Source organism: Kitasatospora papulosa, assembly GCF_000717245.1.
GTDB classification, from domain to species: Bacteria; Actinomycetota; Actinomycetes; order Streptomycetales; family Streptomycetaceae; genus Streptomyces; species Streptomyces papulosus.
The window spans coordinates 49769-75446 of record NZ_JNYQ01000017.1 but is presented as its reverse complement, the minus strand read 5'-3'; the positions used below and the strand labels follow the sequence as shown (position 1 = coordinate 75446).

General features: G+C 67.8%; 23 protein-coding genes and 3 pseudogenes. 14 read left to right on the top strand and 12 right to left on the bottom strand.

Annotated elements, in window-relative coordinates; all coding sequences use genetic code 11:
• Nucleotides 1-47: 47 nt before the first annotated feature.
• Nucleotides 48-1076: a LacI family DNA-binding transcriptional regulator gene (locus IA22_RS0130315; RefSeq protein ID WP_015575555.1), complete on the top strand. Its 1029-nt coding sequence runs from the start codon at nucleotides 48-50 to the stop codon at nucleotides 1074-1076.
• A 444-nt stretch (nucleotides 1077-1520) separates the two neighbouring features.
• On the opposite strand, the gene IA22_RS0130310 is transcribed toward IA22_RS0130315, so the two are convergent.
• From IA22_RS0130310 to IA22_RS0130300, 3 genes are all read right to left on the bottom strand, one after another.
• Nucleotides 1521-2246, bottom strand: coding sequence for a glycoside hydrolase family 11 protein (locus tag IA22_RS0130310; RefSeq protein WP_015575554.1), 726 nt, complete (start codon nucleotides 2244-2246; stop codon nucleotides 1521-1523).
• A gap of 725 nt (nucleotides 2247-2971) precedes the next feature.
• Nucleotides 2972-4756 (bottom strand): sensor histidine kinase, encoded by a 1785-nt coding sequence (locus IA22_RS0130305; protein WP_030125432.1) that lies wholly within the window; start codon nucleotides 4754-4756, stop codon nucleotides 2972-2974.
• Nucleotides 4746-5471, bottom strand: a complete 726-nt coding sequence (locus tag IA22_RS0130300) for a response regulator transcription factor (protein ID WP_030125431.1) — start codon at nucleotides 5469-5471, stop codon at nucleotides 4746-4748. Before IA22_RS0130300 ends, IA22_RS0130305 begins: the two co-directional genes overlap by 11 nt.
• Nucleotides 5472-5617: 146 nt before the next feature.
• Between IA22_RS0130300 and IA22_RS37745 the strand changes: the two genes are divergently transcribed.
• The 4 genes from IA22_RS37745 to IA22_RS0130285 all read left to right on the top strand — a co-directional run bounded on the left by IA22_RS37745 (nucleotide 5618) and on the right by IA22_RS0130285 (nucleotide 9678).
• On the top strand, nucleotides 5618-6262 hold the full coding sequence (locus IA22_RS37745; RefSeq protein ID WP_245229621.1) for a hypothetical protein: 645 nt from the start codon (nucleotides 5618-5620) through the stop codon (nucleotides 6260-6262).
• A 34-nt stretch (nucleotides 6263-6296) separates the two neighbouring features.
• The gene (locus IA22_RS0130295; RefSeq protein WP_245229620.1) at nucleotides 6297-7682 is read left to right on the top strand and encodes an efflux RND transporter periplasmic adaptor subunit; all 1386 of its coding nucleotides are present in this window, start codon (nucleotides 6297-6299) and stop codon (nucleotides 7680-7682) included.
• Nucleotides 7679-8368 (top strand): ABC transporter ATP-binding protein, encoded by a 690-nt coding sequence (locus tag IA22_RS0130290; RefSeq protein WP_030125429.1) that lies wholly within the window; start codon nucleotides 7679-7681, stop codon nucleotides 8366-8368. The genes IA22_RS0130295 and IA22_RS0130290 overlap by 4 nt, the downstream gene beginning before the upstream one ends.
• A 119-nt stretch (nucleotides 8369-8487) precedes the next feature.
• The gene (locus IA22_RS0130285; protein ID WP_033249266.1) at nucleotides 8488-9678 is read left to right on the top strand and encodes an ABC transporter permease; all 1191 of its coding nucleotides are present in this window, start codon (nucleotides 8488-8490) and stop codon (nucleotides 9676-9678) included.
• 522 nt (nucleotides 9679-10200) lie between these two features.
• On the opposite strand, the gene IA22_RS0130280 is transcribed toward IA22_RS0130285, so the two are convergent.
• Nucleotides 10201-10818 (bottom strand): TetR/AcrR family transcriptional regulator, encoded by a 618-nt coding sequence (locus IA22_RS0130280; protein WP_030125427.1) that lies wholly within the window; start codon nucleotides 10816-10818, stop codon nucleotides 10201-10203.
• Between the two features lie 187 nt (nucleotides 10819-11005).
• On the opposite strand from IA22_RS0130280, the gene IA22_RS0130275 reads away from it, so the two are divergent.
• The 4 genes and pseudogenes from IA22_RS0130275 (at nucleotide 11006) to IA22_RS35540 (ending at nucleotide 13578) form a co-directional block, all read left to right on the top strand.
• Nucleotides 11006-11833: an SDR family NAD(P)-dependent oxidoreductase gene (locus IA22_RS0130275; protein ID WP_030125426.1), complete on the top strand. Its 828-nt coding sequence runs from the start codon at nucleotides 11006-11008 to the stop codon at nucleotides 11831-11833.
• A complete protein-coding gene (locus IA22_RS0130270) occupies nucleotides 11805-12737 on the top strand; it encodes an SDR family NAD(P)-dependent oxidoreductase (RefSeq protein ID WP_030125425.1) in 933 nt (310 codons plus the stop codon). The genes IA22_RS0130275 and IA22_RS0130270 overlap by 29 nt, the downstream gene beginning before the upstream one ends.
• A gap of 216 nt (nucleotides 12738-12953) precedes the next feature.
• Nucleotides 12954-13116: pseudogene (locus IA22_RS35545) on the top strand (transposase); the annotation flags it as partial.
• A gap of 288 nt (nucleotides 13117-13404) precedes the next feature.
• On the top strand, nucleotides 13405-13578 hold the full coding sequence (locus tag IA22_RS35540) for a CsbD family protein (protein WP_014158333.1): 174 nt from the start codon (nucleotides 13405-13407) through the stop codon (nucleotides 13576-13578).
• A 318-nt stretch (nucleotides 13579-13896) separates the two neighbouring features.
• On the opposite strand, the gene IA22_RS0130255 is transcribed toward IA22_RS35540, so the two are convergent.
• The 3 genes from IA22_RS0130255 to IA22_RS0130245 form a co-directional block, all read right to left on the bottom strand.
• Nucleotides 13897-14229, bottom strand: a complete 333-nt coding sequence (locus tag IA22_RS0130255; protein ID WP_030125424.1) for an STAS domain-containing protein — start codon at nucleotides 14227-14229, stop codon at nucleotides 13897-13899.
• 651 nt (nucleotides 14230-14880) lie between these two features.
• Nucleotides 14881-15969, bottom strand: coding sequence for a hypothetical protein (locus tag IA22_RS34785; protein WP_157840943.1), 1089 nt, complete (start codon nucleotides 15967-15969; stop codon nucleotides 14881-14883).
• A gap of 708 nt (nucleotides 15970-16677) precedes the next feature.
• Nucleotides 16678-17583 carry an MmyB family transcriptional regulator gene (locus tag IA22_RS0130245; RefSeq protein WP_030125422.1) on the bottom strand — a complete coding sequence of 302 codons (906 nt, stop codon included), beginning with the start codon at nucleotides 17581-17583 and terminating at the stop codon, nucleotides 16678-16680.
• Between the two features lie 158 nt (nucleotides 17584-17741).
• Here IA22_RS0130245 and IA22_RS0130240 point away from each other — a divergent pair, with 158 nt between their 5' ends.
• From IA22_RS0130240 to IA22_RS0130230, 3 genes are all read left to right on the top strand, one after another.
• Complete coding sequence (locus tag IA22_RS0130240) at nucleotides 17742-18524, top strand: SDR family oxidoreductase (protein WP_015575539.1); 783 nt, start codon at nucleotides 17742-17744, stop codon at nucleotides 18522-18524.
• 220 nt (nucleotides 18525-18744) lie between these two features.
• Nucleotides 18745-18990 carry a hypothetical protein gene (locus IA22_RS0130235; protein WP_015575538.1) on the top strand — a complete coding sequence of 82 codons (246 nt, stop codon included), beginning with the start codon at nucleotides 18745-18747 and terminating at the stop codon, nucleotides 18988-18990.
• Between the two features lie 79 nt (nucleotides 18991-19069).
• On the top strand, nucleotides 19070-19300 hold the full coding sequence (locus IA22_RS0130230) for a tautomerase family protein (protein ID WP_015575537.1): 231 nt from the start codon (nucleotides 19070-19072) through the stop codon (nucleotides 19298-19300).
• Nucleotides 19301-19764: 464 nt separating this feature from the next.
• Here IA22_RS0130230 and IA22_RS0130225 read toward each other — a convergent pair whose 3' ends face one another.
• The 4 genes and pseudogenes from IA22_RS0130225 to IA22_RS34780 all read right to left on the bottom strand — a co-directional run bounded on the left by IA22_RS0130225 (nucleotide 19765) and on the right by IA22_RS34780 (nucleotide 22418).
• Nucleotides 19765-20379 (bottom strand): TetR/AcrR family transcriptional regulator, encoded by a 615-nt coding sequence (locus IA22_RS0130225; protein ID WP_030125421.1) that lies wholly within the window; start codon nucleotides 20377-20379, stop codon nucleotides 19765-19767.
• Entirely contained in the window at nucleotides 20379-21227 is an 849-nt protein-coding gene (locus tag IA22_RS0130220; RefSeq protein WP_015575535.1) for an oxidoreductase, read from the bottom strand. The genes IA22_RS0130225 and IA22_RS0130220 overlap by 1 nt, the downstream gene beginning before the upstream one ends.
• A 456-nt stretch (nucleotides 21228-21683) precedes the next feature.
• Nucleotides 21684-21920, bottom strand: a pseudogene (locus tag IA22_RS0130215) (transcriptional regulator); the annotation flags it as partial.
• A 24-nt stretch (nucleotides 21921-21944) separates the two neighbouring features.
• Nucleotides 21945-22418 (bottom strand): hypothetical protein, encoded by a 474-nt coding sequence (locus IA22_RS34780; protein ID WP_157840942.1) that lies wholly within the window; start codon nucleotides 22416-22418, stop codon nucleotides 21945-21947.
• Nucleotides 22419-22972: 554 nt separating this feature from the next.
• On the opposite strand from IA22_RS34780, the gene IA22_RS0130205 reads away from it, so the two are divergent.
• Entirely contained in the window at nucleotides 22973-23584 is a 612-nt protein-coding gene (locus IA22_RS0130205) for a TetR/AcrR family transcriptional regulator (RefSeq protein WP_030125418.1), read from the top strand.
• A gap of 75 nt (nucleotides 23585-23659) precedes the next feature.
• Nucleotides 23660-25189 carry an FAD-dependent oxidoreductase gene (locus IA22_RS0130200; protein WP_030125417.1) on the top strand — a complete coding sequence of 510 codons (1530 nt, stop codon included), beginning with the start codon at nucleotides 23660-23662 and terminating at the stop codon, nucleotides 25187-25189.
• A 264-nt stretch (nucleotides 25190-25453) separates the two neighbouring features.
• Here IA22_RS0130200 and IA22_RS35535 read toward each other — a convergent pair.
• Nucleotides 25454-25676: pseudogene (locus IA22_RS35535) on the bottom strand (transposase family protein); the annotation flags it as partial.
• Nucleotides 25677-25678: the final 2 nt, after the last annotated feature.

Here is a 25678-nt window from a genome sequence, read left to right as displayed (position 1 = left end):
CGACGGCGGCTCACCCCCACCGGTGGACGTACGACTGAGAGGAACCGATGCGACCGAAGGCCAGGCGTACCACTCTGGCGGACATCGCCCAAGCGGCTGGGGTCTCCGTCGCGACCGTGTCCAAAGTGGTCAACGGTCGCGGTGACGTGGCGCCGCACACCCGCACCCGGGTGCAGGAACTGCTGCATCAGCACCATTACCTCGCGCCCGTGTTCCGCCACACCAAGGCCACCGACATGCCGACGATAGAGGTGCAGTTCAAGGGGGGCCTCAAGTCGTACGTGGCCGAGACGCTGGAAGGCATCATCGACTCCGCGGCCGAGTCGGGGGCTTCGGTGGTCATCAGCAAGGCGTCCCTTGCTCCGCACTGGGCCCGGGATCTGGTCTCAGCCGGACGCCGGGCCGTCATCGCGATCACCAGCGTGTACACCGCGGCACATCTGGACGAACTGGGCCGGTCCGGCCTGCCCCTGGTCGTGCTGGACCCGCTCCACGTGCCGGACAGCCGGGTCCACAGCATCGGGGCGACCAACTTCACCGGCGGCCTGGCGGCGACCCGGCATCTGCTCTCCTTGGGCCACCACCGCATCGCCTATCTCGGCGGACCGGCCGCAGCCGTGTGCAATCAGGCCCGCACGCACGGCTACCGGGCGGCCATGGAAGCGGACGGCATGCGGGTGCCCGACGGCTACGTCCGGTCCGGAGACTTCACGTACGAGACCGGGCTGCTGGGTGCCACAGCGCTGCTGAGCCTTCAGGAGCCGCCGACGGCGGTGTTCGCCGGCAACGACGAGATCGCAGCCGGCGTCATCGAGACGGCCCGCACCCGCGGCCTGCGCATCCCCGAAGATCTGAGCGTGGTCGGCTTCGACGACACGAGCCCTGCCCGGATGACCACACCGCCCCTGACCACCGTGCGCCAACCACTGAGGGAGATGGGGGGCACCGCGCTGCGTACCGCCCTGCGCCTGGCCAACGGCGAAAAGGTCGAGTCCCACCACATCGAGCTCGCCACCGAACTCGTGGTACGCGCGTCTACGGCGCCGCCCGGCGAGGGGGCTTCGGCACCTGGCTAGTCGCGACGAGCGAGCACCGGGCGGCGTCGGCGAATCGGTCGGGCCGGGGCGTCGACCGCACCGCACTCCGGTGCCGTGGGAGCACTGACGTTGTCGCCCGAAGCGGGTGGACGCGGCCATCGGCCGGACCCACCACGCCGACCCCGACGGGCTGGCGCCGTTGATCGTGAACGCGCGGAAGTAGCGACCCCTGTGCGCCGATCGTCCCTACCAGCAGGAATGGCCCAGAAGCTTGCACACCTGCGAGGCGTCGCGCGGATTCGTCGTCGAATCGCTCCTGCGGCACCCTCTTCACGGCCCGACCCTCACGTGGGTGGCCCGCCGCACCCGGCTCGACGAGTGGATCCGCGCGCGGCTGGCCGGCGGCCCTCGAGGGAGAGGCCACGCCGGTTGCGGGATCCGCCACGGGGACGGGCCCGCAACCGGTCGTTCGCCGGACAGAGGTCAGCCGCTGACCGTGATGTTCGAACTCCCGCTGCTCTGATAGCCCTCGGTGGCCATGATCATGTAGTACCTGAACTGGCCCATGTTCATGCCCGCGCGCGCCCAGGCGTCGAAGTGGTTGCCGGTGGTGATGGTGCCGGAGCCACTGGTCACCTTGGACTGCCGGACGCTCCAGTACTGATCGAAGGTGCGGGTGCCCTCGACGGAGGGGGCGTTGTACCGCGTCGTCTTGTAGATGTCGTACGTGCCTCCGTCACTGGAGACGGTGCCCCTGTACTCGCCGGTGGGCCGATAGTTGCCCCAGTTGTCGACGATGTAGTACTCCACCAGCGGGTTCGACGTCCAGCCGTAGAGGCAGCCGTATCCGTTACCCGACGGGTTGAAATAGCCGTTGTACCGGACGGACCTGCGCCCGCCGGTGTTCCAGCCCTTGCCTGCGACGAAGTTGCCGCAGTTGGTCCACCGGGTGCTGTAGCTGCCGCCGCCGTTCAGCGTCATGGAGACGGAGCCTCCGCCGTCGGTCCAGAACGAGTAGTACATGCCGTCGTTGCCGGTCTGGCTCGTGGTGATGGTGGTGGCGGCATGGGCGGTGCCGGGCAGCAGCAGCCCGGACGCCGTAGCGAGCGCGGCCGTACCGGCGCCGCCGATGAAGCGTCGCCGGCTCATGCCGCCGAACTGAGCTGGGTTCTGCCTGGTCCGGTCCTGCTGCGTTCCGTCCTGCTGCATGGGTTCTCCCGATGAAGGCTGGTGGGGGCGGGCGGCTTCTGCCGCCCGCTGCCTTGCGCGAACCACGGCGGCCCGCCCGGTCGTCACGCCGCCACGACCGACCGCCGTGCCGGCCGGCCACACGGCGCGAGCCGACCGACGGGCTCATGTCGTCCGATGGGCCAAGTTTTCGTAGGCCGCCATGCCCCTGTCAACGCTTTCGACATTCTTTCGGAAACATTCCTTACGCCGGAACACGCCTCGGTGCCTCCATCGCCGCTGTTCAGATCATCTTGCACGCGAGCCGCCGCAGAGGGCGGAAGGAGATGCGCGAGGGGCATCCGCCGAGCGTGCGCGTCAGTTTCGAAACTTTCGAGTGTCGGCGGACAGACTTACGCGTTGGCAGGTCGGCGACGACGACTCCCGCGGCTTTCTCGGCAGAGGCACCGACCTGCCGCGCTCCTCGCGACCGGCCCGTGGGTGCTGCGGCCGCGTCCTTCGCCCCGCCGCAGCTGCCGGTCCCGCCCGCGTCCGGTGCCTGCCGTCGTCATCGTGGCGCTCGGGGAGCCGCCTCGGGAACGCCTTGGGAACGACGCGCCTCCCGCGCGGACGCGCCACCCCACCGGACGGCCGGTCAGTTCAGGCCGTTACTGAGCGCCTCCTCGATCTTGGAACTGGTCGGCCTTGTCCCCTCGATCAGATAAGGACCCTGCAACGTGGGGGAGGGAGAGGCACCTTGCGGATGATCAGGTCGGAAGCCGAACCGTGAACACGGTTTCCGTGCCTGGGCTGCTCACCACGTGCACTTCTCCGCCGTGCGCTTGCACGAGGTGTCTGACTATGGAGAGTCCGAGACCGCTGCCTCCGGTATTTCTGCTGCGGGACTGTTCGGCTCGCCAGAAGCGGTCGAATATACGGGGCAGATCCTCTGGTTGGATGCCGCTGCCGGTGTCGGCGACGTGGAGCTCGACGCCGCCTTCCACCCGGTAGCCGCTGACTATGACGGAGCCGTTCGGCGGTGTGTGGCGTATCGCGTTCGACAGGAGGTTGCCCAGTACCTGGCGCAGGCGGACGGGGTCGCCTTCGATGGTGAGGTCGTCTGTGAAGTAGCCGGTCAGTGCGACTCGGCCTGCCTGCGCGGCTGTTTGATGGGCGTCGAGTGACTGTTCGGCCAGCTCCCGCAGGTTCAGCTTGCGGAAGTTGAGACGCAGGGAGCCTGCGTCTGCCGCAGCGAGCACTTGGAGGTCGTCGATGATGTGCTGCAACAGGCCCGCTTCCTCCTGGAGCGAGGCGACGAGCGACGAGTCCGGATCTGCCAGACCGTCCTGGGCTGCGTCCAGCCAGCCGCGTATGTTGCTGAGCGGCGTCCGAAGCTCGTGCGCGATGTCGCTGACCATGACTCTGCGCTGTTCGTCGGTGCGTTCGCGACGTTCCGAGAGCTCGTTGAGGGCCGCAGCCAGATAGCCGATCTCGTCCCTGGTGGTGATGGGGATCTGAATGTGCCGGCCCGAGGTGTCGCGGGCGGCGTTGGTCAACTTCCGCAACGGACGTATGAGCCGGATCGCGATGATCGCGGTGATGGTGATGGTCACGGTGAGGATCAGGCTGGTGGTTCCCAGTACGCGCAGGGTTCCGGCCCTGGACAGATCGAAAACGGCAGTGGCCGACTGGGCAGGGCTGGTGACGAACAGCAGGGCGGCCGGGGCGACATGAGGTGCCAGCTGTTCGCGACGGCCTTCCTCCACGCAGTCGTCGAGGCGGGAGGAGCCCTGCTCGAAGCCGGCCTGGCGCAACCGGAACTGCGTATCGATGGTGAGGGGTTCTTCGATGCGTATGCGGTTGCGTGCCGCGCAGGTTCGGACGAGGGCGGTGAGTTCGGTGAGAGCCTTCGCCTCGGTCGGGGTGGGGGCGGGCAGGTCTTTGGTCGCGCAGGTCTGCGGGGTGACCGCTCCGGAGGGGAGAGCCCGGATGACGGGCCTGCCGCTGGGTTCCTCGACGATGTGTGCGCGTAGCCCTTGTGCGTCGTAGAGACAGTCGACCTCCTGACGGGCGAGTTGCCTCAGCTTCTTCCGTTCCGTGGTGGGAAGCAGGTAGGGCCCGACCGCCCGTGGGTCAATTCGGGAGACGTCCTCCGGCGAGCCGGCACCCTGGTCCGGGAGCGGACTGAGGTGCAGAGGATCGATGACAGCGCTCGCGTTGAGAGGTAGCCGGTCCACGGAGGACCGGTCCGAGGCGGTGATGACCTCGCGTGCCCGCGTTGCGATGACGATGCCGCGTCCGGTTCTACGGGCGAGATCCCGGACGGTGTGTTCGGCTCCGTCCCAGTTCGGGTGCGAGGCCGCGAAGCCTTCGAGCGTGTTCTGGATGGTGGCGTCGTCCGCGAGGATCTGGCCCCGTTCCTGTTTGAGGGCGAGCGTGGTGCTGCGTGCCGTGAGCCAGGCCGTGGCGGCGATGGAGACCAGGGAGATCGCGAAGGAGGCGATCAGGAGGCGGAGCAGCAGGCTGTTGCGCAGCGGCACTTCAGGCGCCATGGTCGCCGCTGGCCAGTTTGTATCCGATGCCGTGGACCGTGAGCAGGTGCTGGGGTCTGCGGGGAGAGGTCTCGATCTTCTTCCGCAGGTTCAGTATGTGTACGTCCACGGTGCGCTCGGAGACGGGTCTGCCGTGATCCGTCAGGCAGTCCAGCAGTTGGGATCGGGTGAAGACCCGATCGGGTGAGGCAGCCATTGCGCTCAGTATGCGGAATTCGCCAGGGGTGCAGTTCACCGGGCGATCGTGGACGAATACCTGGTGCTGAGCCGCATTCACGGTCAGTCGGCCGACCGTGAGAACTGCTGGGCTCGCGGGCGCCGCAGGAGATACGGCGGCCGGACCGGCCGAGGGGCGGCTGCGGCGCAGCAGTGTGCGGATGCGTGCGACCAGTTCGCGCGGCCTGAATGGTTTTGTCATGTAGTCATCCGCTCCGAGGTCCAGGCCTCGAAGAAGGTCGTCCTCCGTGGAGCGGGCGGTGAGCATGAGGATGGGCAACTCGCCGGCACCCCGCAGTCGCCGGCATACCTCCAGCCCGTCCAGGCCGGGGAGCATCCAGTCGAGGACGAGCAGGTCCGGTGGCCGGCGGGTGGCTTCCCCGAGCGCTGTCCTGCCGTCGTGCACGACGGATACCTCATGGCCGTCGTGCGCAAGATAGCGGCGGATCAACTCCGCCTGCTTCCGGTCGTCTTCCGCCACCAGTACGTATGTGGACATGGCCAGATCATAAGCCTGTGGTGCACGGGTGGAAATGCAGGCAGTAGATCGGTTCCCCTGACAACTTCTTGACAATTGCGTGCTAGAGGCCGGCTCGCACGCAAGCGTTGATATTTTCCTGACAATCTCATGCCAGTCTGTGCCGCATGAGAACAGATCTGATCGGTACCAGCTTCCGTCCGCTGTGCCTTCCACGTGAAAGGCTCCTCCTTGTTTCTGGGGCTGTGGCGGCGGTGATGCTGCTTGCGGGTTGCTCCGGCTCCGATGTGAACGAGGAACCCGGTGTCGATTCCGTCGATCGGTCCACTGGAACGGCAGAGAAGGCGGAATCGGGGAGCGGGGGTGGTGCGGATGCCGACGTGGATGACTCGGAGGCCGGTCGTCCTCAGCGCCGGATGGACACGTCGGCTGTCGAGGAGCTGCGGATGAGTCAGGGGTATTTCCAGTGCCTGAAAAGTCATGGTGTGAGAATCGGCGAGATCGGCTCAAAAGTGGAGGGAGCGGACCCCGACCTTCTGGCATGGCCCGGCGTGGATGTGTCGGTAGAACATCCGGACGCGGAGAAGAAGTGTTTGGGGAAGAAGCCTCTCCCGCCCGCGGAGACGGACCCGGAGAGAAATCCCAACTACATGTCTGATTACGCTGAATATATCCAGTGCATGAATGAGAAGGGGCTCAAAGTGGACCCCCTTCCTAATGGTGAGGGTTGGAACTACAAAGCGGGCACGACGCCACCCAGAAACGCTGATCAGATTGACCAGGAATGCATGATCGAGGCGTTCAGTGAATAGTGACCGCGATCCTGCCGAGACGATGCCGCTGCGCGTGGCCGTTCAAGAAGAAGGCGGCGAGGTCCTTGACAATGAGGCGGACCTCCCTGAGCCGGCGGCGCGCGGCCGGAAGAAGGCGGTAGCTCTCAGTGTCGTCGCCGTGCTCCTGGTGACAGGAGTGGGAGCCGGGTTGCTGTGGGCGGGCGGTGGCGGAAACACCGCCGGGCCCGAGGCCGGTCCGAAGATACGGCAGGTCGCGGTGGCCAAGACGGACATGTCCGGGGTCAGGGAGATGGAGGGCACGCTCGGCTACGACTCCGTACGCACCATCCGGGGCGCCGGCGAAGGAGTGGTGACCTGGCTTCCGAAACAGGGTGCGACCGTCGCACGCGGTGAGCAGCTGTATCGGGTCGACGAGCGTCCCACCGTGGTCTTCTACGGCAGTACCCCCATGTACCGCAGGCTCGACACTCCCGGCAGTGTCGGCCGTGACATACGGGCCGCGGCCGACAACCTGAAGGCCCTCGGATACGACATCGGGCAACAGCCGGCTCCGGGCACAGTCGTTCAGCAGCGGGAACCAGTGGATCAGCAGACGTCGGCGGACGCCGGTCCTTCGACAGCGGGCGAAACGGGTCAGGACACCGCCGAGCCGAGCTCCGGCCCGCCCCCGTCGGCTCAGGGCGACGATGCCGACCAGGAGACCGGGGCAGGCAAGCCGGCGGAAGACCAGACGCGGGCGGGCCAGTCGCCCACGCCCGCCCGGCAGGTCACGGTCAAGGAGGGCGACGGTGTGCTCACCGAGGGCCTGATGTCCGCGATCAAGCGCTGGCAGAAGTCCGTCGGTATCGAGCCGACCGGGGTTCTGGAGATCTCCGATGTGGTGGTGACACGTTCAGCGGTCCGTGTTTCGGAGGTTTCTGCTCAGACGGGGGACGCGGCGGCGAACGACTTGCTGTCGGTCTCCGCCACCACCAAGTCCGTGCACATTCCGGTGGAGACGCTTGATCTCGGGACCATCAAGGCGGGTCAGAAGGTCACCGTCGTGCTTCCGGACGGGACCGAAACCGCGGGCGAGGTCGCCACGATCGGTACGACCATCAAGGCGGATCAGGAGGGAGAGAGCGGCACGGGCGTAACCAAGATCAATGTCACCGTCTCGGTCGACGACACCGAAGCTGTCAAAGGCATCGACGCCGCGCCCGTGCAGGTGAGGTTCCAGGGCGAGGCCAAGAAGGGTGTACTCGCTGTCCCGGTCGGGGCGCTGCTCGCTCTGCGCGAGGGAGGCTACGCGGTGCGTCTGGCCGAAGGCCGTTCCGCTGAGGGGCGTTCCGCCGGGGGCAGGCTCGTTCCGGTGGACACGGGCATGTTCGCCCGGGGACTGGTCGAAATCAGCGGCGAGGACATCGCCGAGGGCATGAAGGTGGAAGCCACGGCATGACCGAGGTCATCAGCGTCCTGGAGGCGAGCGTTGTCTACCCGCCCGAGGTACGAGCCCTCGACTGTGTATCCCTGTCCGTCGCACAGGGCGAGTTGCTGGCGATCCTCGGCCCTTCCGGCTCGGGCAAGTCCACCCTGCTCAACATCATGGGCACACTGGCCCCGCCGACCAGGGGCAGTGTGATCATCGAGGGCTGTGACGTGGCGGAGCTCTCCGACCGCGAACTGTCCGCCCTGCGCGGGCGCCGCCTGGGCTTCGTCTTCCAGCATTTCCATCTGACGGACGGACTCACGGCGACGGAGAACGTGGCGACCGGTCTGCTGTATGCCGGTGTGCCGCGCAAGTGCCGCAAGAGGATGGCCGCAGAAGCCCTGGCCCGTGTCGGTCTCGCGCACCGCGCCGACCATCTCCCGCACCAGCTTTCCGGGGGAGAGCGCCAGCGGGTTGCCATAGCCCGCGCAGTCGTCCACGAGCCGGCCCTCGTCCTCGCCGACGAGCCGACCGGTGCGCTCGACACGGCGAACGGCGAGGCAGCGCTGGCCCTGTTGACCGAACTCAATGCGGCAGGCACCACGATCGTGCTCATCACCCACGACCGGGACATCGCCGAACAACTGCCACGCAGGGTCCACATGCGCGACGGGCGCAAAGTCGCGGACACCGCACTGACCGAGAGCCTCACATGACAGCCACCCGCTCCAAACACTCCTGCTCCAAGCGCCCCCGCTCCGAACCGTTTTCCACCCAGCACTCAAGTGCCCCGTCCTCGCGCTCGCGCAGGTCCGCCACGAGCAGCGTCAAGCCCGTGCGGCTGGCCTTTCCGGATCTGCTGAGTCTTGGCATGCTCGGCCTGCGGACCCGCAAGATGCGCTCCGTGCTGTCGGCGCTCGGCATCTCCATCGGTGTCGCCACGATGGTGATAGTGACGGCAATCCCGGCCTCCAGCCACCGGGCGTTGATCGAAGAAATATCGGCTTTGGGCCCCAACATGCTGCGTGTCCAGCCGGTCCCCGGGCAGTCCAAGCCGGTGCTGCTGCCCGAGGAGTCGGTCGCCATGGCGGGCCGTATCGGGCCGGTCACCGGGGTGAGCGCGGTGGCCAACACCAATACAGAGGTTCAGCGTTCCGATCTCACCTCCGGGGAGGACTTCTCCAGCGCGGGACTGAGCGTTCTGGCTGCCCGGCGAGATCTCCTGGACGTCGTGGGAGGCACGGTCCTGTCGGGCAGGTTCTTCAGCAAGGCTGATGAACAGTTCCCCACCGCGGTTCTGGGCTACGAGGCGGCCAGCCGTCTCGGTATCGGGGAGATCTCCACGGATGAGCCTGCTCCGGAGATAAGAGTCGGCAGATCGTGGTTCACCGTCATCGGCATCCTCCGCTCCGTACCGCTGGCCGAGGAACTCGACGTCGCCGTTCTGACGGGATGGACCGCCGCCAAGAAGGCACTGCGGTTCAAGGGAAACCCCACGGTGATCTACATCAAGGCAGGGGAGGACCACCTGGAAGACGTACGGAAGGTACTGCCCGCCACCGTTTTCCCGGAGCAGCCGGGACAGGTTCAGGTCAGCCGTCCGTCCGATGCCCTGGCCGCCAAGCGCGCAACGCAGAACTCCTTCTCCTCGCTCTTCCTCGGGCTGGCCGGTGTCGCCCTGCTGGTCGGCGGAATAGGCGTGGCCAACACCATGGTCATCTCGGTTCTGGAGCGCCGCAGAGAGATCGGGCTCCGTCGAGCGCTGGGTGCGACCCGGGGCCATGTACGGGTCCAGTTCTTCACCGAGTCGGTGGCGCTTTCGCTGCTCGGTGCCCTGGCCGGAACAGCGCTCGGCGTGCTCGCCGCTGTCGGCTACGCGACCTATCAGGGCTGGCCGTCCGTCATCCCCCTGACCTCGGTCGTGGTCGGCTGCCTCGGTGCCGTTGCGGTCGGCATGGTTGCTGGGGTCTACCCCTCGGTCCGTGCGGCCCGGCTCCCCCCGACGGAGGCGCTGGCCTCGGCATGAACGACCTGCGGTCGTCCGAGTGACTGCGGGCGGGTTGGGTGCGGGCCATCGGCCCCGGCGGGTAGTTCCGGTGGACCGTTTCCCGAACCACGGTCGAGTGGGGTCGGTGGGAACGGTTCTGTGAACTGGTCCGCCGATGGCGCGGGCCGATCGTGTGCCGTGCGGAGCGTACTGTCCGGCGGTGTCGTGTCGAGCCTCGCGATCACCGACGGGGACGCTTGCGCGGCGGATCTACCAACAGTCTGCACCCGGCTCGAGCAAGGTCAGGAGCCCATGTCGATCGTGATCAGGCCGCGGCGACAAGGGGACTCCGCCGCCCGCGGTCGGACCCTCGCCTTCGCTGTCCCGTATGGATGCGGCCTTCCGGTCGGCGTGCCAGGCGAAGGCGGCACGCAAGGGGGGCGTACCGCGTCTGAAGACGCCACCGAGCTGACGGCCTGCTGGATGCCATCCCGCCCACCGCTTGCAGCGGCGAGCGCCGTCGGCCGGGGGCGGAGGGCCGGGAGCGGTCCTGTCATGCGGTCAGCGCGGCTCCGCCGGGCGGGCGCCTCGCAGGAACTGTGTCACCGCTGTGCCCACAAGTCCTTCGAGCCGCGCGGGCTCGATCATGCCGCTGTTGAGCATGGAGGTGATTCCCAGGACGGTTGCGTAGATGATGAGTCCGGTCTCTTCCGGGTCATCTCCCTCCAACTCACCGCGTTCCTGGCCGTCTTCGATCAGGTCACTGATCTGGCCGAACGCGGCCGCTGCGGCCTCGGTGACTGCCGTAGCTCCCGGGCGGTGCTTGCTGGAGTTCATCAGCTCGGTCAGCGCGGCATTCTCGGTCGCGAACAGGACGTAGGCCGACGCGAACGCGAGCAGGCGGGCGGGGAGGTCGTGCTCGTCGCCGATCTCGTTCACTGCGGCCCGCAGCTGCTCGCCCAGGCGCGTGAAGCCCGACTCGGCGAGGGCGTCGAGCAGCGCGCGGCGGTCCGCGAAGTGGCGTCGTGGTGCCGCGTGACTCACGCCGACGTCCCGCGCCAGATCCCGCAGAGAGAGCTGCTCGGCCCCGTGCGCCCTCAGGCTGCGCTCCGCCGCGTCGAGCAGGTCCGTGCGGAGATTCCCGTGGTGGTAGGGGCGCCGCTCGGTGGTGTCAGGCATGGGGGGAGCCTACCCAACTAGATGTTTCCATTGACAACAATGTTGCTAGTGTCTACTTTTGTGGTGTGTCCAGATTCTCTCTCGCCGACCTGCCCGATCCGACCGGCCGCACCGCTGTCGTCACCGGTGTGCGAGCAGCGGCATCGGGCTCGTCGCGGCCCGTGCCCTCGCCGAGCATGGAGCGCGGGTGGTCCTGGCCGTACGCGATCCGGAGAAGGGGGAAGCCGTGGCGGCGACCATGAAGGGGCCGGTCCAGGCCCGCGCCCTCGAACTCGCCGACCTCTCCTCCGTACGGGCCTTCGCCGGTGACACTCCGGGCCGCGTCGATCTATGGGTCAACAAGGCTGGTCACTCCCTGGTGCCGCTCTCGCGGACCGCGGACGGATTCGAGTTGCAGTTCGGGGCCAACCACCTGGGCCACTTGGCCCTGACCAACCTGCTCCTTCCGCGCATCAGGGAGCGGGTCGTCACGGTGGCTTCACTCGGGCACCGGATCGGCTCCCCGGACTTCACCGACCTCCAGTGGGGGCGAAGGTCCTACCGTCCCAGCGCCGCCTATGCGCAGTCGAAGCCGGCCGACCTCCTGTTTGCCGCCGAACTCCAGCGCAGACCCACCCGCGCGGGATCCCTCGTCATCTCGACGGCCGCACACCCCGGCATCTCCGCGACAAACCCGATGCGAGCGGAGAAGAGGCCCTACCTCGGTTTCCGTGTCGAGAAGGCCCTCGTCGCACTGGTCGCCCAAAGCGCTGAGGAGGGTGCCCTGCCCACTCCGTACGCCGCCACCGCGGACCTTCCAGGCGACAGCTGTGCCGGCCCCGATCGGCTCTGGGCCATGCGCGGTGCGCCGGCGCCGGTCGGGCGGTCCGCCCGGGCACGTGACGGTTCGGCGGCACGGCGGCTGTGGGAGGTGTCGGAGGACCTGACCGACACACGCTTCCCCTTGGGCCGTCCGCAACCCTCGTCTCGTGAAAGGACCCACCTTCGTGATCCGTCCACCCAAGGACTCGCGTAAAGACCAGCGGAAAAACCCTCGGAAGGCCGATGGACTCGTCGTCGTCTCGGGCGCCTCGTCGGGCATCGGAGCCGCGACAGCCCGTGCCCTCGCCGCGAAGGGATACCACGTCCTCGCCGGGGTACGCACCGACAGCGAGGCGGATGCCGTCCGGGCCGACGGCATCGAACCGGTCACCCTGGACATCACCGTCCCACACCATGTGGAGGCCCTGGCCCGGCGGATCGCCGACGACCCTGAGCGGCGAGCCCTGCGCGTCCTGGTCAACAACGCGGGGATCGAGATCAACGCCCCCGTCGAGGTGCTCCCCCTTGCTCTGTGGCGCGAGCAGTTCGAGGTGAATCTCTTCGGGCACGTCGCCGTCATCCAGAAGCTCCTGCCCTTCCTGCGGCGGAGCCGGGGCAGAATCGTCAATATCAGCTCCGTGGGGGGAGTGGCCGCGTTGCCCGTCTTCGGGGCCTACGCGGGAACCAAGTTCGCCCTTGAAGCGGCCAGCGACTCCCTCCGCCGCGAGGTCTCGGCGCACGGTGTACAGGTGGTCGTTGTCCAGCCCGGCGGCGTCCGTACCGAGATGGCCGCCCGCAGCGGCGACCTCTCTCTCGAACTCGCTGCCGCGATGAGCGCCGAACACCAGCATCTCTACGGTCACCTCATCAACGCGACGGTGGCATCCAACGCAGCCTTCCTCGAACGAGCCCTACCAGCGGCGAAGGCGGGCGCCAAGATCGCCAGGGTGGCGACCACGCCCCGTCCGCGCGCCCGGTACACCCTCGGTGCGGACGCCGCCTTCATCATCCCTCTCACACGATTCCTGCCGGCCCGGCTGATGGACGCCATCCTCGCCATGAGCCATCGGCCCCGGAAACCGAAAACCGCATCCACGCCCGCAGGGAGTCCTTCATGACCTTCTTGGCAACCGCATCGAACTGATCGAGCTGATGGGCCGACCACCTGCGGCGGGCGATATCGCCTGGGCCGTTTCGTTTGGATCATCAGGCTGACCACAGGAAGATGCCTGCGATGTGGAGCCCGGCCGGATAGATCGTGGCGGTCTTCTCGTAGCGGGTGGCAATACCGCGCCATTACTTGAGGCGGTTGATGCAGCGCTCGACAGTGGTCGTTCGCGCGGACGGATCAGCGTCGGTGGGGCGGGTCTATCTGCGGGTCTGTTGCTGGATGGCGGGCGCAAGTCGGTGGAGTCGATGGCCGCCCGCCTGGGCGAGGACGGGAACCGGCAGACGCTGGCCCAATTCGTGACCTCCAGCCCGTGGGATGCGGCGCATATGTAACAGGAACACCTGCTGTTTCGAAGGTGGGCATTGCCTTGACCAGGTGTGCCTGATCTCCCGCGAGGACGTCGTGACGGTGCTTGTGCTGCCGGACCACGAGCTGTGCGAGGTCCGCCGACCGACCGTAGACGGCACTCCTTGGCTGACGTCGGCCTCCGCGGTGACACGCCCATGGGATCGCTGACTCCTTGCGAGCCTGGTGAGAACCAATCTGTTTGAACGGAGCGATAGCGGTCACGCGGTGAATGACCATGATGTCGAGAACAGCAAGGTGTGAGTGAAATGGCTGCTGACGAGAAGACTCAGGCCAAGACCGAGCAGGCCAAGGGCAAGGTCAAGGAAGCTGCCGGTCGCACCGTGGGCAATGAGCGGCTCACTGCCGAGGGGCGTGCCGATCAGGCCAAGGGCGACGCTCGGCAGGCCAAGGAGAAGGTCAAGGACGCCCTGACCGACTGACGTCGCTCAGAACCCGCCCTCGGCCCCGCGACGTCCTCTTCACGCGGGGCCGAGGTGTGTTCCAAAAAGGTACGGAGCCGCCGCACGCGCTTTGCTGTCCCGCAGGGAGAGCGAGCGCGTAGGCCCCGACGGGGTCGAGGTGCAGTTCGACGAGACTTCGAGTTCCTCGCGGAGCGCGGGGACGAGGAGGAAGCCGGGGTGGTCTTCCCTCTGCGGGTGCGGCAGGCGGAGCCGACGGGGACGTCACAGTTCGGGCCGGCGTGAAGTTTGACCGTCAATGCACACAGATGGCCAATTGCGCGATGAGCTTCGCGCGACTTACGTGCTGCGGATTCCCAGCGCCAGCAGGCCGGCGTCGAGATCGCGTGTTCTGGGGATGTCGTTGAGTTCGACGCCGAGCTGCACCAAGGTCTGTGCGACGCCGGGGCGGATGCCGACGAGGACGGGGTGGGCGCCGGGGAGGCGTGCGACGCAGGCGATTACGGAGAGTCCGCCACCGACGAATGTGTCGACTACCTGCACGCCGGTGATGTCGTCGAGGACACCATGAGCGCCCTTCTCCACGACCTGGGCGGACAGCACCTCCTGGAGGGAGGCCACCGCTGTCTCGTTCAGGTCCGACGAAAGGGCTACCAGGAGAACACCCCCGATGTTCCGATGTGCTCGCTCATCGAATCTTCCTCTTGCACGTCAGTTCCTACCGCGGCTGCCCGGCCGAACTCGCAGTCAGACCAGGAGAAGCACTGTCATCTCGAAGGCGCTATGCCCGCGTCGGGCCTGATACTCCCACGTTGCCCCCCTTCGACTGTCCGCCGCCGGGTCCGGTGTGCTCGCTCGGACGGCCAGGTACAGGAACGGATGGACGACGTCTCCCACACACTCTGCGTCCACCGGTGCAAGCAACATCTACGTCGCGCTGATCGCCGCCTGACACCAACTGCCCGGCGCACATTCTCAGGACGACGTGCCTGTACGCAGTTGAACCCAACGTCGTCGGGTGTGCCTGGCTCTGCGCTTCGAGGGACCGCGGACGGAGGAGCTGAGGCAGCGGTCGGGGATCGGGTTGCTCGTCGTCGATGTCGACAAGAGGCAGACTGCGGACGCGCGAGTGTGGACGCCTGCCGGGATCGTCTTATCTCAGTGCGGAGAAGTGGCTCCCTGGGTCGATATGACCGGTTCTCGGCCGCGATGACCTACTGGCAGTCCCCCCGCGGTGTGCGCTGTCAACTGTGCGCTCGCGGAGGCGATCTGCGCGACGCCCGCGACAGGGACGAGCGGAGCGACATCCCGCCACGGCCGACGTCAAGAGCGGCAGGTTGCCTTCATCTGCGCGGCCGCGTGGTGGGCCTTAGCCCAGCCGCTGGACCAGTCGTCACCCCGGTCCAGGAGCTTCACGCCGATGGTGGGGCCCTTGACCGGAAACGTACCGACGCCGATCCACTGACCTCGCAGACCTGCCTGGTTGACGGTGAAACTGCTGTACTTCGTCGTCCGGTCATTGGCGTCGACCAGCACGTGGTACGTGGAGGGGTGCCCTCCCACGTACAGGGTTGTGTTGCTGTGCGGGATGAACACGGAGATCTGGCAGGTACGCGCTTCGGTGCCCGGCCTCCACCACCACATCACCCTGCTCTCCCCATCCGTGGACGTGGAACCGGACATGGGGACCGCAGCGTAACTGCCGCTGCACCCGTCACCCGTCCAGGCTCCGGTCGTGCGGGTGTACCAGCCCGCTGTGCCGTCGCTGTAGTAATTGACCTGCTTGTAGCCGCCGCCGACCGGGGTGGGGCAACCGTGTCCAACGACCCCCGTGTAGACGACGGCAGAGGCTGCCAGCGCCTTGGGCGCCTGGGGCGGGGTACCGGAACTCTGAGTTGAAGCCGACTTGTCTGCAGCCGGGGTGGGAGCGGCAGTCGTCCCCGGCTCGCCGACCACGCCCTTGGCCTTCTTCTCCGCATTATCCTCTCCTGCGAGAAAGCCGGCCTCCTCCCGGCCCCGTCCGGACGCCTCCGCACCGCTGCCCGGTACCGTGGCTCCACGGGCCTTGGGCCCCCCACCGTGCCGAGCGTCAGGTGAGGCCGCCGAGAAGGTCCCGGGCGCCTCTGTGCCGCCACCGCCGAGCACCGTGCCGGGTGACTCGCTCGCACCGGGCCGGCCGCCGTCGCCGACGGCGATCAGGAAGGGCACACTGATGAGCAGGACTCCGGCGATCGCCGCAGCGGCCAGCAGTGCCTTGCCGGGGCGCCCCACCTCCTTGGAGCCAACTGGGCCGTTGAGCTGGGCTGTTGCCGCGGGGCCGTATGCCGCACCCTTTCCCTCGGTGCCGACGGGCACCGTGGCCTGACGCTCCGCTTCGGCAGAGATCAGTGACGTTCCGCTCGACGCGGTCACGGCAGAAACGCCAGTACCTCCGGCGTCCCCGGCTCCTTCGGACCGCGCTGATTCCCCTGGACCCACAGGCTGCCCGGCTTTCGCAGCACTCCGGGCAGCCGTCGCATCCACCCCGAGCCCTTTCGACTGTCCCGGCTCTCCAGGCCTGCCGGCTCCTGCAGCCGCGGTCTCGGCTCCGGTCTCAGCCCTCGGCTCCGTATCGGAGGCGAGTGCAGATCCGGCCGCAGGATCGCGCTTGCCTGGCTCCAGGGAAGGATCGTGGTCCGTTCTGGCGGCGCCATGCCTCTGCGCGGACGGGCTATTCCGTTCGTCCGCAGCCTCTTTGTGCTGGGGCATGATGATGGACTCCTCTGCATGAGAACTCACGGGGGCGGCATCGTGCGCTTACCAGAGGCACGCAGCACGGTCCGCGACAGTATCCGCCCACTGGGATTCCACGGCAGGCGCGGCCGAAACAGCGAGCCGACGCTCTCCCGTCGTCCGGACCCATAGCCGCCCCTCCCCGGCACTGTGGATGATGCCTTCGAGGCCCGCAGACGCCGGACATGACGCAAACCGTATCGTGGGCTTGTCCGGTGATCATGCACTCCGGCCAGGGAAGCACTTGGCAAGTATGAAGGCTTTCCGGGGACTGTACGGCGATGTTCGGCGCGATGAGAAGCCGCCCCACGTCTCGGCGGTACGGCAGCCCTCTCTCTGCGACGCGGGTCAGCGCAGCGATCCGGATTCCGCCGCGGACGATCTCTCCGGTGCTGTGCCCTCAGTGAAGCCGAGTTCCTGGGCCCCAATGACAGACAGCAGTTCCAGTTGCTCGGCTCCTCGGCTTCCGGGCGGCGCGGTGAACCACAGCAGACGCTGGCGTCCGTCCTCGCTGAGCAGGTTGTAGCAGTCGAGTTCGATGACGCCGAGCGCGGGATGGACGATCTTCTTGTGGTCCATGCGGCGCACCGCGACGTCGTGGGTGTCCCAAAGGGCTGCGAACTCCTGGCTGCGTCGGCGTAGCGCGGCAACCATTTTCGTGACCTCCGCGTCCCGGCCGCGCCGGGCGGCCGCTGCCTGGAGGTCGGCCACGAACACCCGGGAGTGGTGCGGGTGGTCCTCGGCCGGGTACCTCTCGCGGGTCTGCGGGTCGGTGAACCAGCAGTACACGAAGCTCGCCGCCGGGCCGCGGTGTGCCGGGGACTTGCCGAGCAGGTGCTGGGCCAGGTCGTTTTCCGCCAGGGTTTCGTGCAAGTCGGTGATGACGCGCGCGGGGGTGTTGGACAACCGGTCCAGCAGTCCGAGAAGCGCAGGCTGCACGTGTGCCGACGGCCCGTGGGCTGACAGGGGGATCGGCCGCTCGGCCAGGCGGAACAGGTGGTCGCGCTCGTCGTCGTTCAGACGTAGGGCTCGGGCGAGGGCGGCCAGGGCCTGGGCCGAGGGCTGCACGCCGTTCTTCGCGCTGCTTCGTTCCAACTCGGTGTAGTAGTCGGCCGACAGCCCTGCCAACTGGGCGACCTCCTCACGGCGTAGCCCCGGGACGCGCCGGCGCGGGCCTTGGGGGAGACCGACCTCGGCGGGTCGGACGCGGTCGCGGCGTGTCCTGAGGAAGGCGCCGAGTTCTGGAAGGTTCACCCGTTCATGGTCTCTCGCGCGCCAGGCCGTAGCCAGGGGGTGGCATCCCCTGGGTAGACGCAGCCCTGGCTAGGGGGGAGGACCCGGCCCATTGTCAAGGACGCAGCAGGGCGACGGCGAGACCGCGGCCCGATCCGCATTCACCACAGGAGTCAGTAATGCCCCTTCCCGCCACCCTCGACGGGATCACCGCCCCGGCTCAGCTCTCCGCCTCACCTCGTGTCGCGATCGTCACCGGCGGCTCACGAGGCATCGGTCGCCAGGCCGTCAGGGGGCTGGCTGCCGACGGGTACGCCGTCGTGGTCGGCTATGCCGGCAACCAGGACGAGGCCGAAGCCGCAGTAAAGGAAGCCGTCAACAGCGGTGCCCGGGCGATCGCGGTACGCGCCGACGTAGCCGACGAACACGCTGTCGCAGCTCTGTTCGAGGCGGCCGAAGCAGAGTTCGGCGGTATCGACGTCGTCGTGCACGCGGCCGGGCGGGCACACATGGCGCCGATCGCCGAGATGGACCTGGCCGTTCTGGACGACCTCCACCGCACCAACATCCGCGGCACCTTTGTCGTTGTCCAGCAGGCCGCCCGTCGGGTGCGCCCCGGCGGTGCGATCGTGACGTTCTCCACGTCTGTGGTGGCGCTGGCCTTCCCGAACTACGGCGCGTACTCCGCAAGCAAAGGTGCGGTCGAGGCGCTGACACTGATCCTGGCCCGGGAACTGCGGGGCCGGGACGTCACCGCCAACGCCGTCGCGCCCGGCCCCACGGCCACCGACCTCTTCCTGGACGGCAAGGACGAGGAGACCATCGCCCGCTTGGCCGCCCAGCCCCCGCTCGGGCGACTGGGTACCCCGTCCGACATCGCCGAGGTCGTCGCGTTCCTGGCCTCCCCGGCCGGTCACTGGATCAACGGACAGGTTGTCCGTGCCAACGGCGGAATCATCTGACCCCCCGCAGCCACTCCATCGATCAACGAAAGAACCTGTCATGAGGAACGCCGACGCCGAAAGGCCATTCCGGTCATCGGAGCCTCCAGCGGTACCAGGGGGTCCGAACCTGCTCTGGCCGCCTCCGATCACACCGTGCACGCGAGGATCGCCAGACCACGACCCGTCACGCGGCCGCTGTGGCCGCCTTGACCCACTACGGACCGACCACCACGTCGACGTGCACGCCGTCGAGCTGGACATCACCTCTGAGGACCCCGCCGACGCCGCGCCTCCGATGGGCAATCCGGGCAAACGTCTGGCCGCGCTCATTCCTTCGGACGCCGAAGTGACCGGGATCGCCAAAGCCGTGGCGAGCCTGGTTTCGATGGCGGATGACACTCGGTCTCAGCGCACCCACACAAACCCAAGCCGAGACGGTAGCGAAACCGTCTCCGCGGTCGTCGAGCGCCTTCTTGTCGACTGATTCCGCCGCATCGGACTGAACAGCCTGCTCGCCGCAGGCAGCTCCCTGTAACGCCTCCTGAGAAAAGGAACAACCCGCCATGCCTTTCGCGAACTTCAAGGTCCCCGAGAAGACCCTCACCCCCAAGCAGAAGGAGCAGATCGTCACCCGCACCACCGAGCTGTACGTCGAGATCTACGGCGAACGCGCCCGTGACAACACCATGATTCTGGTCGAAGAGGTCACCGACGGCGGCTGGGGCATCTCCGGCAACGTGCTGACCCTTGCCATGCTCGGCGAGGCGACACCGACCCACACCAGCGACGCCTGACCGCACCCACGACCGTCAGTCGGCCAAGACAGCACCGTGAAACCGAGGGCCGCCGGTCGCACTCGGCGGCCCTCGGCTGTGCACACCTGCGCTGACCGACCTGTCTTCGCGGCTGGTGCCTGCGCAGGGGCACCAGGGGGGAGCGTCCGCTGCGCCGGATTTCGTGTCGTTCTTCCAACGGCAACGGCGTCAGGAAGCAGTCTCCTCGCGGCAGCCGGTGAGCGGGCCGTGGGTGCGTTCTCGATCGGTGGCAGGGCGCCGAGGCGACCGGTGTTGACGGCCGGTAGGCAGCAGGACGTGATGAATGCGCGCGCTTCCCCCTTCCCCGATATCGGTAACGCAGCCTGCCGTGTGCGTGGGCGAACTCGTTGAACGTGCCCTCGACTCCGGAGCGGACCGCGTGTCGGGTCCTCCGCTTGGGTGTCGGTTGCTCGGCGCGTGGTCACCAGCCAGTGTCAGATACCTCAGGTGATCAGGCCGGCACTGATCAACCAGATGTGCTCGCATGTCTCCGATGCCTTCTGAAGGTTCTCTCGGGATTCTTGTGAGGCGTGGTAAAAGGTCCGCTCGATCATCCAGCACAGGGCATGCGCGATTGCCGAGGCTTGGTCTGGTCGGGTGCCGGCCTGAATCCCGGCCCGTTCCAGGACTCTGGTGATGGCCTCGACGAACAGATCAGCGGTGTGCTTCCACAGCTCGCCGATCTCCGGCACCGTGAGCGACAGGTCGATCGCCGTGCGCATGACCAGGCCGTGCTCGTTCCACAGCTCGACCGTGCGCTGCATGGCCGCCGCGATGGCCTGGCGTGGCTCATCCGTCTGCGCGGTGGCCCGGGACCGCTCCCACAGATGCTCCACGGTCCGGGCTACGAGTGCCGTGACCACTTCCTGCTTGGAGCCGAAGTAGAAGTACAGGGCACCACGTGTGATGCCGGCGCCCTGGGCCACGTCACCGACGGTCATGGCGTCGTAGCCCTTTTGCGCCAGCAAGGCCTCGCAGGTGTCGAGGATGGCCCGCTCCCGGACGTCCCCCTTGCGCTCGGTGGTACGACGACCGCGCGCGGAGGGCTGGCCAGGCATCACAACTGAGCGCCCTCGGCGAAGTCGGTCGTACGCGAGAGCGCCTCCCACGCCCGGATGTCCTCGTCCACGGCCGTGCGCGCGGCGGTGACCAGTCGCAGGGCGTCGGAGCCCAGGACAAGATGGGCCGGCGGGCGCTCGAGCGAAGCAATGTGCACGAGAGCGTCTCCGGCCTTGGCCGGATTGCCCAGCTGGTTGCCGCTGGCCTTCTGCCGCGCTTCGCGGATGGGGGAGAACAGATCGTCGTAGTCGTCGACGGTCCGCGCGGCGCGTGTCATGGACCGCCCGGCCCAGTCGGTGCGGAAGGAGCCGGGCTCGACCGCTGTCACGTGGATGCCGAACTGCGCGACTTCCTTGCCCAGCGCCTCGAGGATGCCTTCCAGGGCGAACTTGCTGCCACAGTAGGCGGACATGCCGGGCACAGCCATGAGCCCGCCCATGGAAGTGACGGCCATCAGATGTCCGCGGCGGCGTGCGCGCATATGGGGGAGCGCTGCTTGCAGGGTGGCCACGGCCCCGAACACGTTGACCTCGAACTGCCGCCGCACCTCGGCCAGAGGTGTTTCCTCGAAGGTTCCTTCCAGGCCGTAGCCGGCGTTGGCGACGACTACATCCAGGCAACCGACGCTGCGCTCGACCTCCGCGACCACGCCTGAGACGGCATCGCCGTCCGTCACGTCCAAGATGCGGCCGTGAGCATGCCCGGGCCTGAGTTCCTCGAAGGCCCGCAAATCTTTCTCGGAGCGGACGGTGCCGACCACGGTGTGCCCGGCAGCCAGGGCGGCTTGCGCGAAAGCGCGCCCCAGGCCCGTGCTCACGCCGGTGATGAGCCAGTTCTGCTTCTGCACTGTTCCTCCAGCAAGTCTTGTGGAGCCTGACCGCCCCATCCTGCGAAAAGTCTACACAGTGTCGATTTTTATCGTTACTGCGTCGATTGAGGAGAGGTTCGCAGGAGGGGATGTCCCCAAGCTCAGTCATGTGCCGCGCACCGCCTGGATCGGCGTCGTCAAGGTCAGCACTCAGGCTGTCAACCGGGTCTGCGACGGATAAGGTCTGATCCTCCGCACAGGGGGTGACTTGAAGTGGCTCTTTGGAGTGACGAAGGTCGGTACGGGGATTCATGACCGACTCGCCGTCCGTCCGCCTGCACCGAGTCGCCGTCGGGACGGTCAGGTTGCGGGAGCGAGTGCGGTGATGGCGTCGACGAGGGTCGGCCGGGGCTTCCAGCGGGATCAGGTGACCGGTTGCCGGGCGGTCCGCGATGGTGTGGAGCCTGCTGCGACAGCGAATCTCCGCTCAGGTCATTAGCTGTAGTGTTCCCACCGGCTGTTCAGGGCGTCGTACGTGTATCGCGGCAGGCCCTTGATGGCGCTGGTGCGGAACGGGCGGCCGCAGTCGTCGATGCGGACGGTGCCGATGCGGCCCTGGGAGGACCAGTGGTACCAGAGGCAGTCGCACGTGCAGGTGCCAGCGGTGACCAGCAGCACTTCGGGGTCCCTCGCGGAGACTCGGTAGGGCATGGGCACGGCCGGGATCGGTGTGGGGCGGCCTTCGGCGGTCCTCGGTCAGACTCCGGAGAGCCGGTTTGAGAGGTCGAGGGCGTCGGTCGGCGCGCCGGGCCTCTGTGTGGCGACGACGTTTTGGTCGGTCAGGTCGGCCGACCAGGTGGCCACGACCATCCCGGCCTCCGCGATCAGGGCCTCGGTGCGGCGCCGGTAGCTGCACGCTTCACACCGCCCGGCCGTCTGCTCCAGCCCGCAGTCCTCGCACGCCAGCGTCTGACGAGCCGTGTCAGCGGCGGCTGCGGCCGTACGCTCGCGCTTCGCCTGCTCCTGGTCAGCCGCACGGGCCTCATCGCGCCGGGCCTGCTGCGGGCGAGTCTCCTCTTGGCGCGCCGCGGACACTTCGGCTTCGCGAGCAGTCTGCTCACGCAGTTGCTCCTCGATGAGGGGACGGCGCTTCGCGTCGCTCAGGCCGGGCAGATCCAGGTCGATCTGCGCAGCGGTCTTCGCCCGTCGGGCTCGTCGGATGTACACCACGGTGCTGCAGTTCTCACACTCGCCGCCAGTGTCCAGCCGGGTGCCGTCGATCGCGGTTCACCTCCGCTCGAGCGGTGAACCGTGGGAGTACCGGTTAGCCCTCGGCGTGGATCGGCAACGCCATGTCAGGGGCCCGGCTCTATGCCAGGCGGCACGACGACGGCTCGATCGACCGGGCGCCCCCGGTCGCCGTCCGCTGAGATCGTCGAGCAGATCGCGGGCGGTGCGGACGGCGAGGCGGCGGTGCTCCTCGCCTTCGGGACGCGCCTGACACATCCCGGAGAGGGCTGTATCGCCGTACGCCCGAACAACGGCGACCCTTTCCCCTATGCCCGAGAGGACGGCCACGATTGGCGTGTCCTGTCGGTGTCCGAGGTTTCCGCGTCGAGGGCCACGAAATCCCGGACGAGGACATCGCGCGCCTGTCCCCGCTCAAGTATCGCTACCTGACGACGGGATCTCGGCACGTCGCCGAACGATGACTCACCCCCGACCCAGAAAAATGCGTGGCACGTATTTTTGCGCACCACGCATCTTCTGTTAGTGTGAACGGTATGAGCGGTCTACGGGAACGCAAGAAGGAAGCCACGCGCGCGGCGCTGAGCTGGGCCGCAGTCCGGCTCACCGCCGAGCGCGGGTGGAGTGCGGTCAAGGTCGAAGACATTGCCGCGGCGGTCGGCGTGTCGCCGCGCACCTACAACAACTACTTCTCCAGCAAGGCCGAAGCGATCGCCTTCCGGCATCTTGAGCGCTCGTTGCGGCTCGCGGCCGAGCTGCGTCACGGACCGCCCGGTGAGCCGCTGTGGGAGGCGATCATGCGCGCGGCATTGCGGCAGTTGGAGCCTGGGCCCGAGGTGGAGCACATGCCGCCCCAAGGCCCCGACGAGTGGGCGGCCGGCCTGCGGGTGATGCTGGCCGAACCCGCACTGGAGGCCGAGATGCTGCGCGCGGGCAAGATCGCGGAGAAGGAGCTTGCCGAGGCGATCGCCGACCGCGCAGGCATGAACCTCGGGGCCGATCTCTACCCGCGCCTGGTGGCCGCGAGCGTGATGGCCGCAAGCAATGTCGCTCTCGAACTGTTCGTGCAGGGCGGCACGGGCGAGCCGATGGAGGTTCTGCTGCCCCGAGCTCTGCGCATGGTTGCTGCCGGACTCCCCACCCCGTAAATCCCCCTTCTCGCTCTGAACAGGGGCTGCTGCCCGCAGCCTCTACCCCGCCACGCCCTGGAAAGGTGAATTGTCATGCTTGATGTCGTAATCGTCGGTGGCGGCCCGAACGGGTTGACGCTCGCCTGCGAGCTGGCACTGGCCGGGGTGCGCCCGGTCGTGCTGGAGCGTCTGGCCGGCCCGAAGACCGAGGCCCGCGCCAATGGCTTGGTCGGTCAGGTGGTGCGCATGCTCGACCGGCGCGGCCTCTACGCTCGCATCAGTGAGTCCGAGGAGCCGCCCCGCCCCGCACCCCGATACATGTTCGGCGCATTCACGCTGGATCTCACGGGGCTCGGCGACAGCAACCCCGTATGCCTCCTCCCGGCGCCCCAGGAGCACATCGAGAAGGTTCTCGCCGAACGCGCCGTGGAACTAGGCGTCGATCTCCGCAGGGGCCAGGAGGTGACAGATGTGCAGCAGGAGGACGACTTCGTCCGGATCACCCTGGCCGACGGAGAGACGTTCACCACCCGCTACCTGGTAGGGGCCGACGGCGGCCACAGCATGGTGCGGCGCCTGTCCGGCATCGACTTCCCCGGCGTGACCACCGACGACTTCATCACCCGCTCCGCGCACGTGTCCGTGGCGGACGAGCACCTGGGCCCCGACGGCAGCCTGCACGTCCCCGGCTACGGCACCCTGCCGCCCCTGCTCTACGTGCGCACGGAGTACGGCACGATCGCGTGGGGTCTGCTGCCCGGCCGAGTGCCTGTCCTCAACACCACCGAAACCGGCAGCCCGGACGAGTACACCACCCCGATGACCTTCGAGGAGATGATGGCGAGCGCCGAACGCGTGCTGGGCGTACCCGTCCCGCTCGCTCCGCCCAAGGGAGAGGGGCCCCACCTTCTTCGACGGCTGCTCGGCGGAAACACTCGGCTGGCAGAACGCTACCGGGATGGGCGGGTTCTGCTCCTGGGCGACGCGGCCCACGTGCACTCCGCGATCGGCGGCCCCGGGCTCAACCTCGGTCTGCAGGACGCGTTCAACCTCGGCTGGAAGCTGGCCGCCACCGTGCACGGGTGGGCCCCCGAAGGTCTGCTCGACACCTACGACGAGGAACGCCGGCCGGTCGCAGAACACGTCGTGGCCTCGACCCTGTCCCAGTCGGCGCTGATGCGCCCCGGACCGGAAGTCGGAGCGCTGCGGACCGTCTTCGGTGACCTGCTCGCCACACCGGGCGGAACGGAACACATCGCCCATCTGCTCGCCGGCACCACCGAGGGATTCGCACCCGACCTCGTGATCCACACCGACGCAGGCACCCGCCGACTGGCCGACGTGACCACCACCGGCCGCCCTTTGCTGCTGGACCTGAGCGGCGACTTCGCCGAGGCCGCGCAGCCCTGGCACGACCGGGTCGACATCATGAGCGGCAACGCCGACGGCACGAGCGCGACAGGTCTCCTGCTACGCCCCGACTGCCACATAGCCTGGACCGGAACCGAACCGAACGACGTCAGCGGCCTGCGAGCCGCGCTGTCCCAATGGTTCGGCGAACCGCAGAACGACGCCCACGAACCGGGCACCAATCGAAAGGAGATCAGCCCCACTTTCGGGTGAGAACGGGCTCTGCGACCGGACTCGGGTTCGGTGAGGGGCTGGCGGCCGTTGATTGATCTCGCTCGCGCAAATGACCAGTTGCGAGAGTTCCGCGAACGCCCCGGAGCACGCTCACGACTCCGCCTGAAACTGGCGCTGCCGCGCGGCCCGCCCGTCCTCCCTGCCGCCAAGGCTGACGGGCGGCATTGTTGCATTGCTGTCGTCAAACGATGGCTAGCACAAGCGGTCGACGCGTCCGACGAACCCCCGCAATCCGGAGGGCGCGGCGTAATGCCGGTAAGCGGTGGTGATGCCGACGCGAAACCGGCGGCGAGCTGGGCGTAGGTATGGCCGGAGCGCAGATGCGCGAGGACAAGCAGGGCTTGGCGGCCCGTGTGCAGGCGGCGTCACCGTGTTTCACGTTCCTTGCGGCGGGCCCGCAGGCGGGCGGCAGGAAGTGCAGGGGCGAGGTGGACACACCGATGCCGGACGGGTAACAAGCACGCAGAA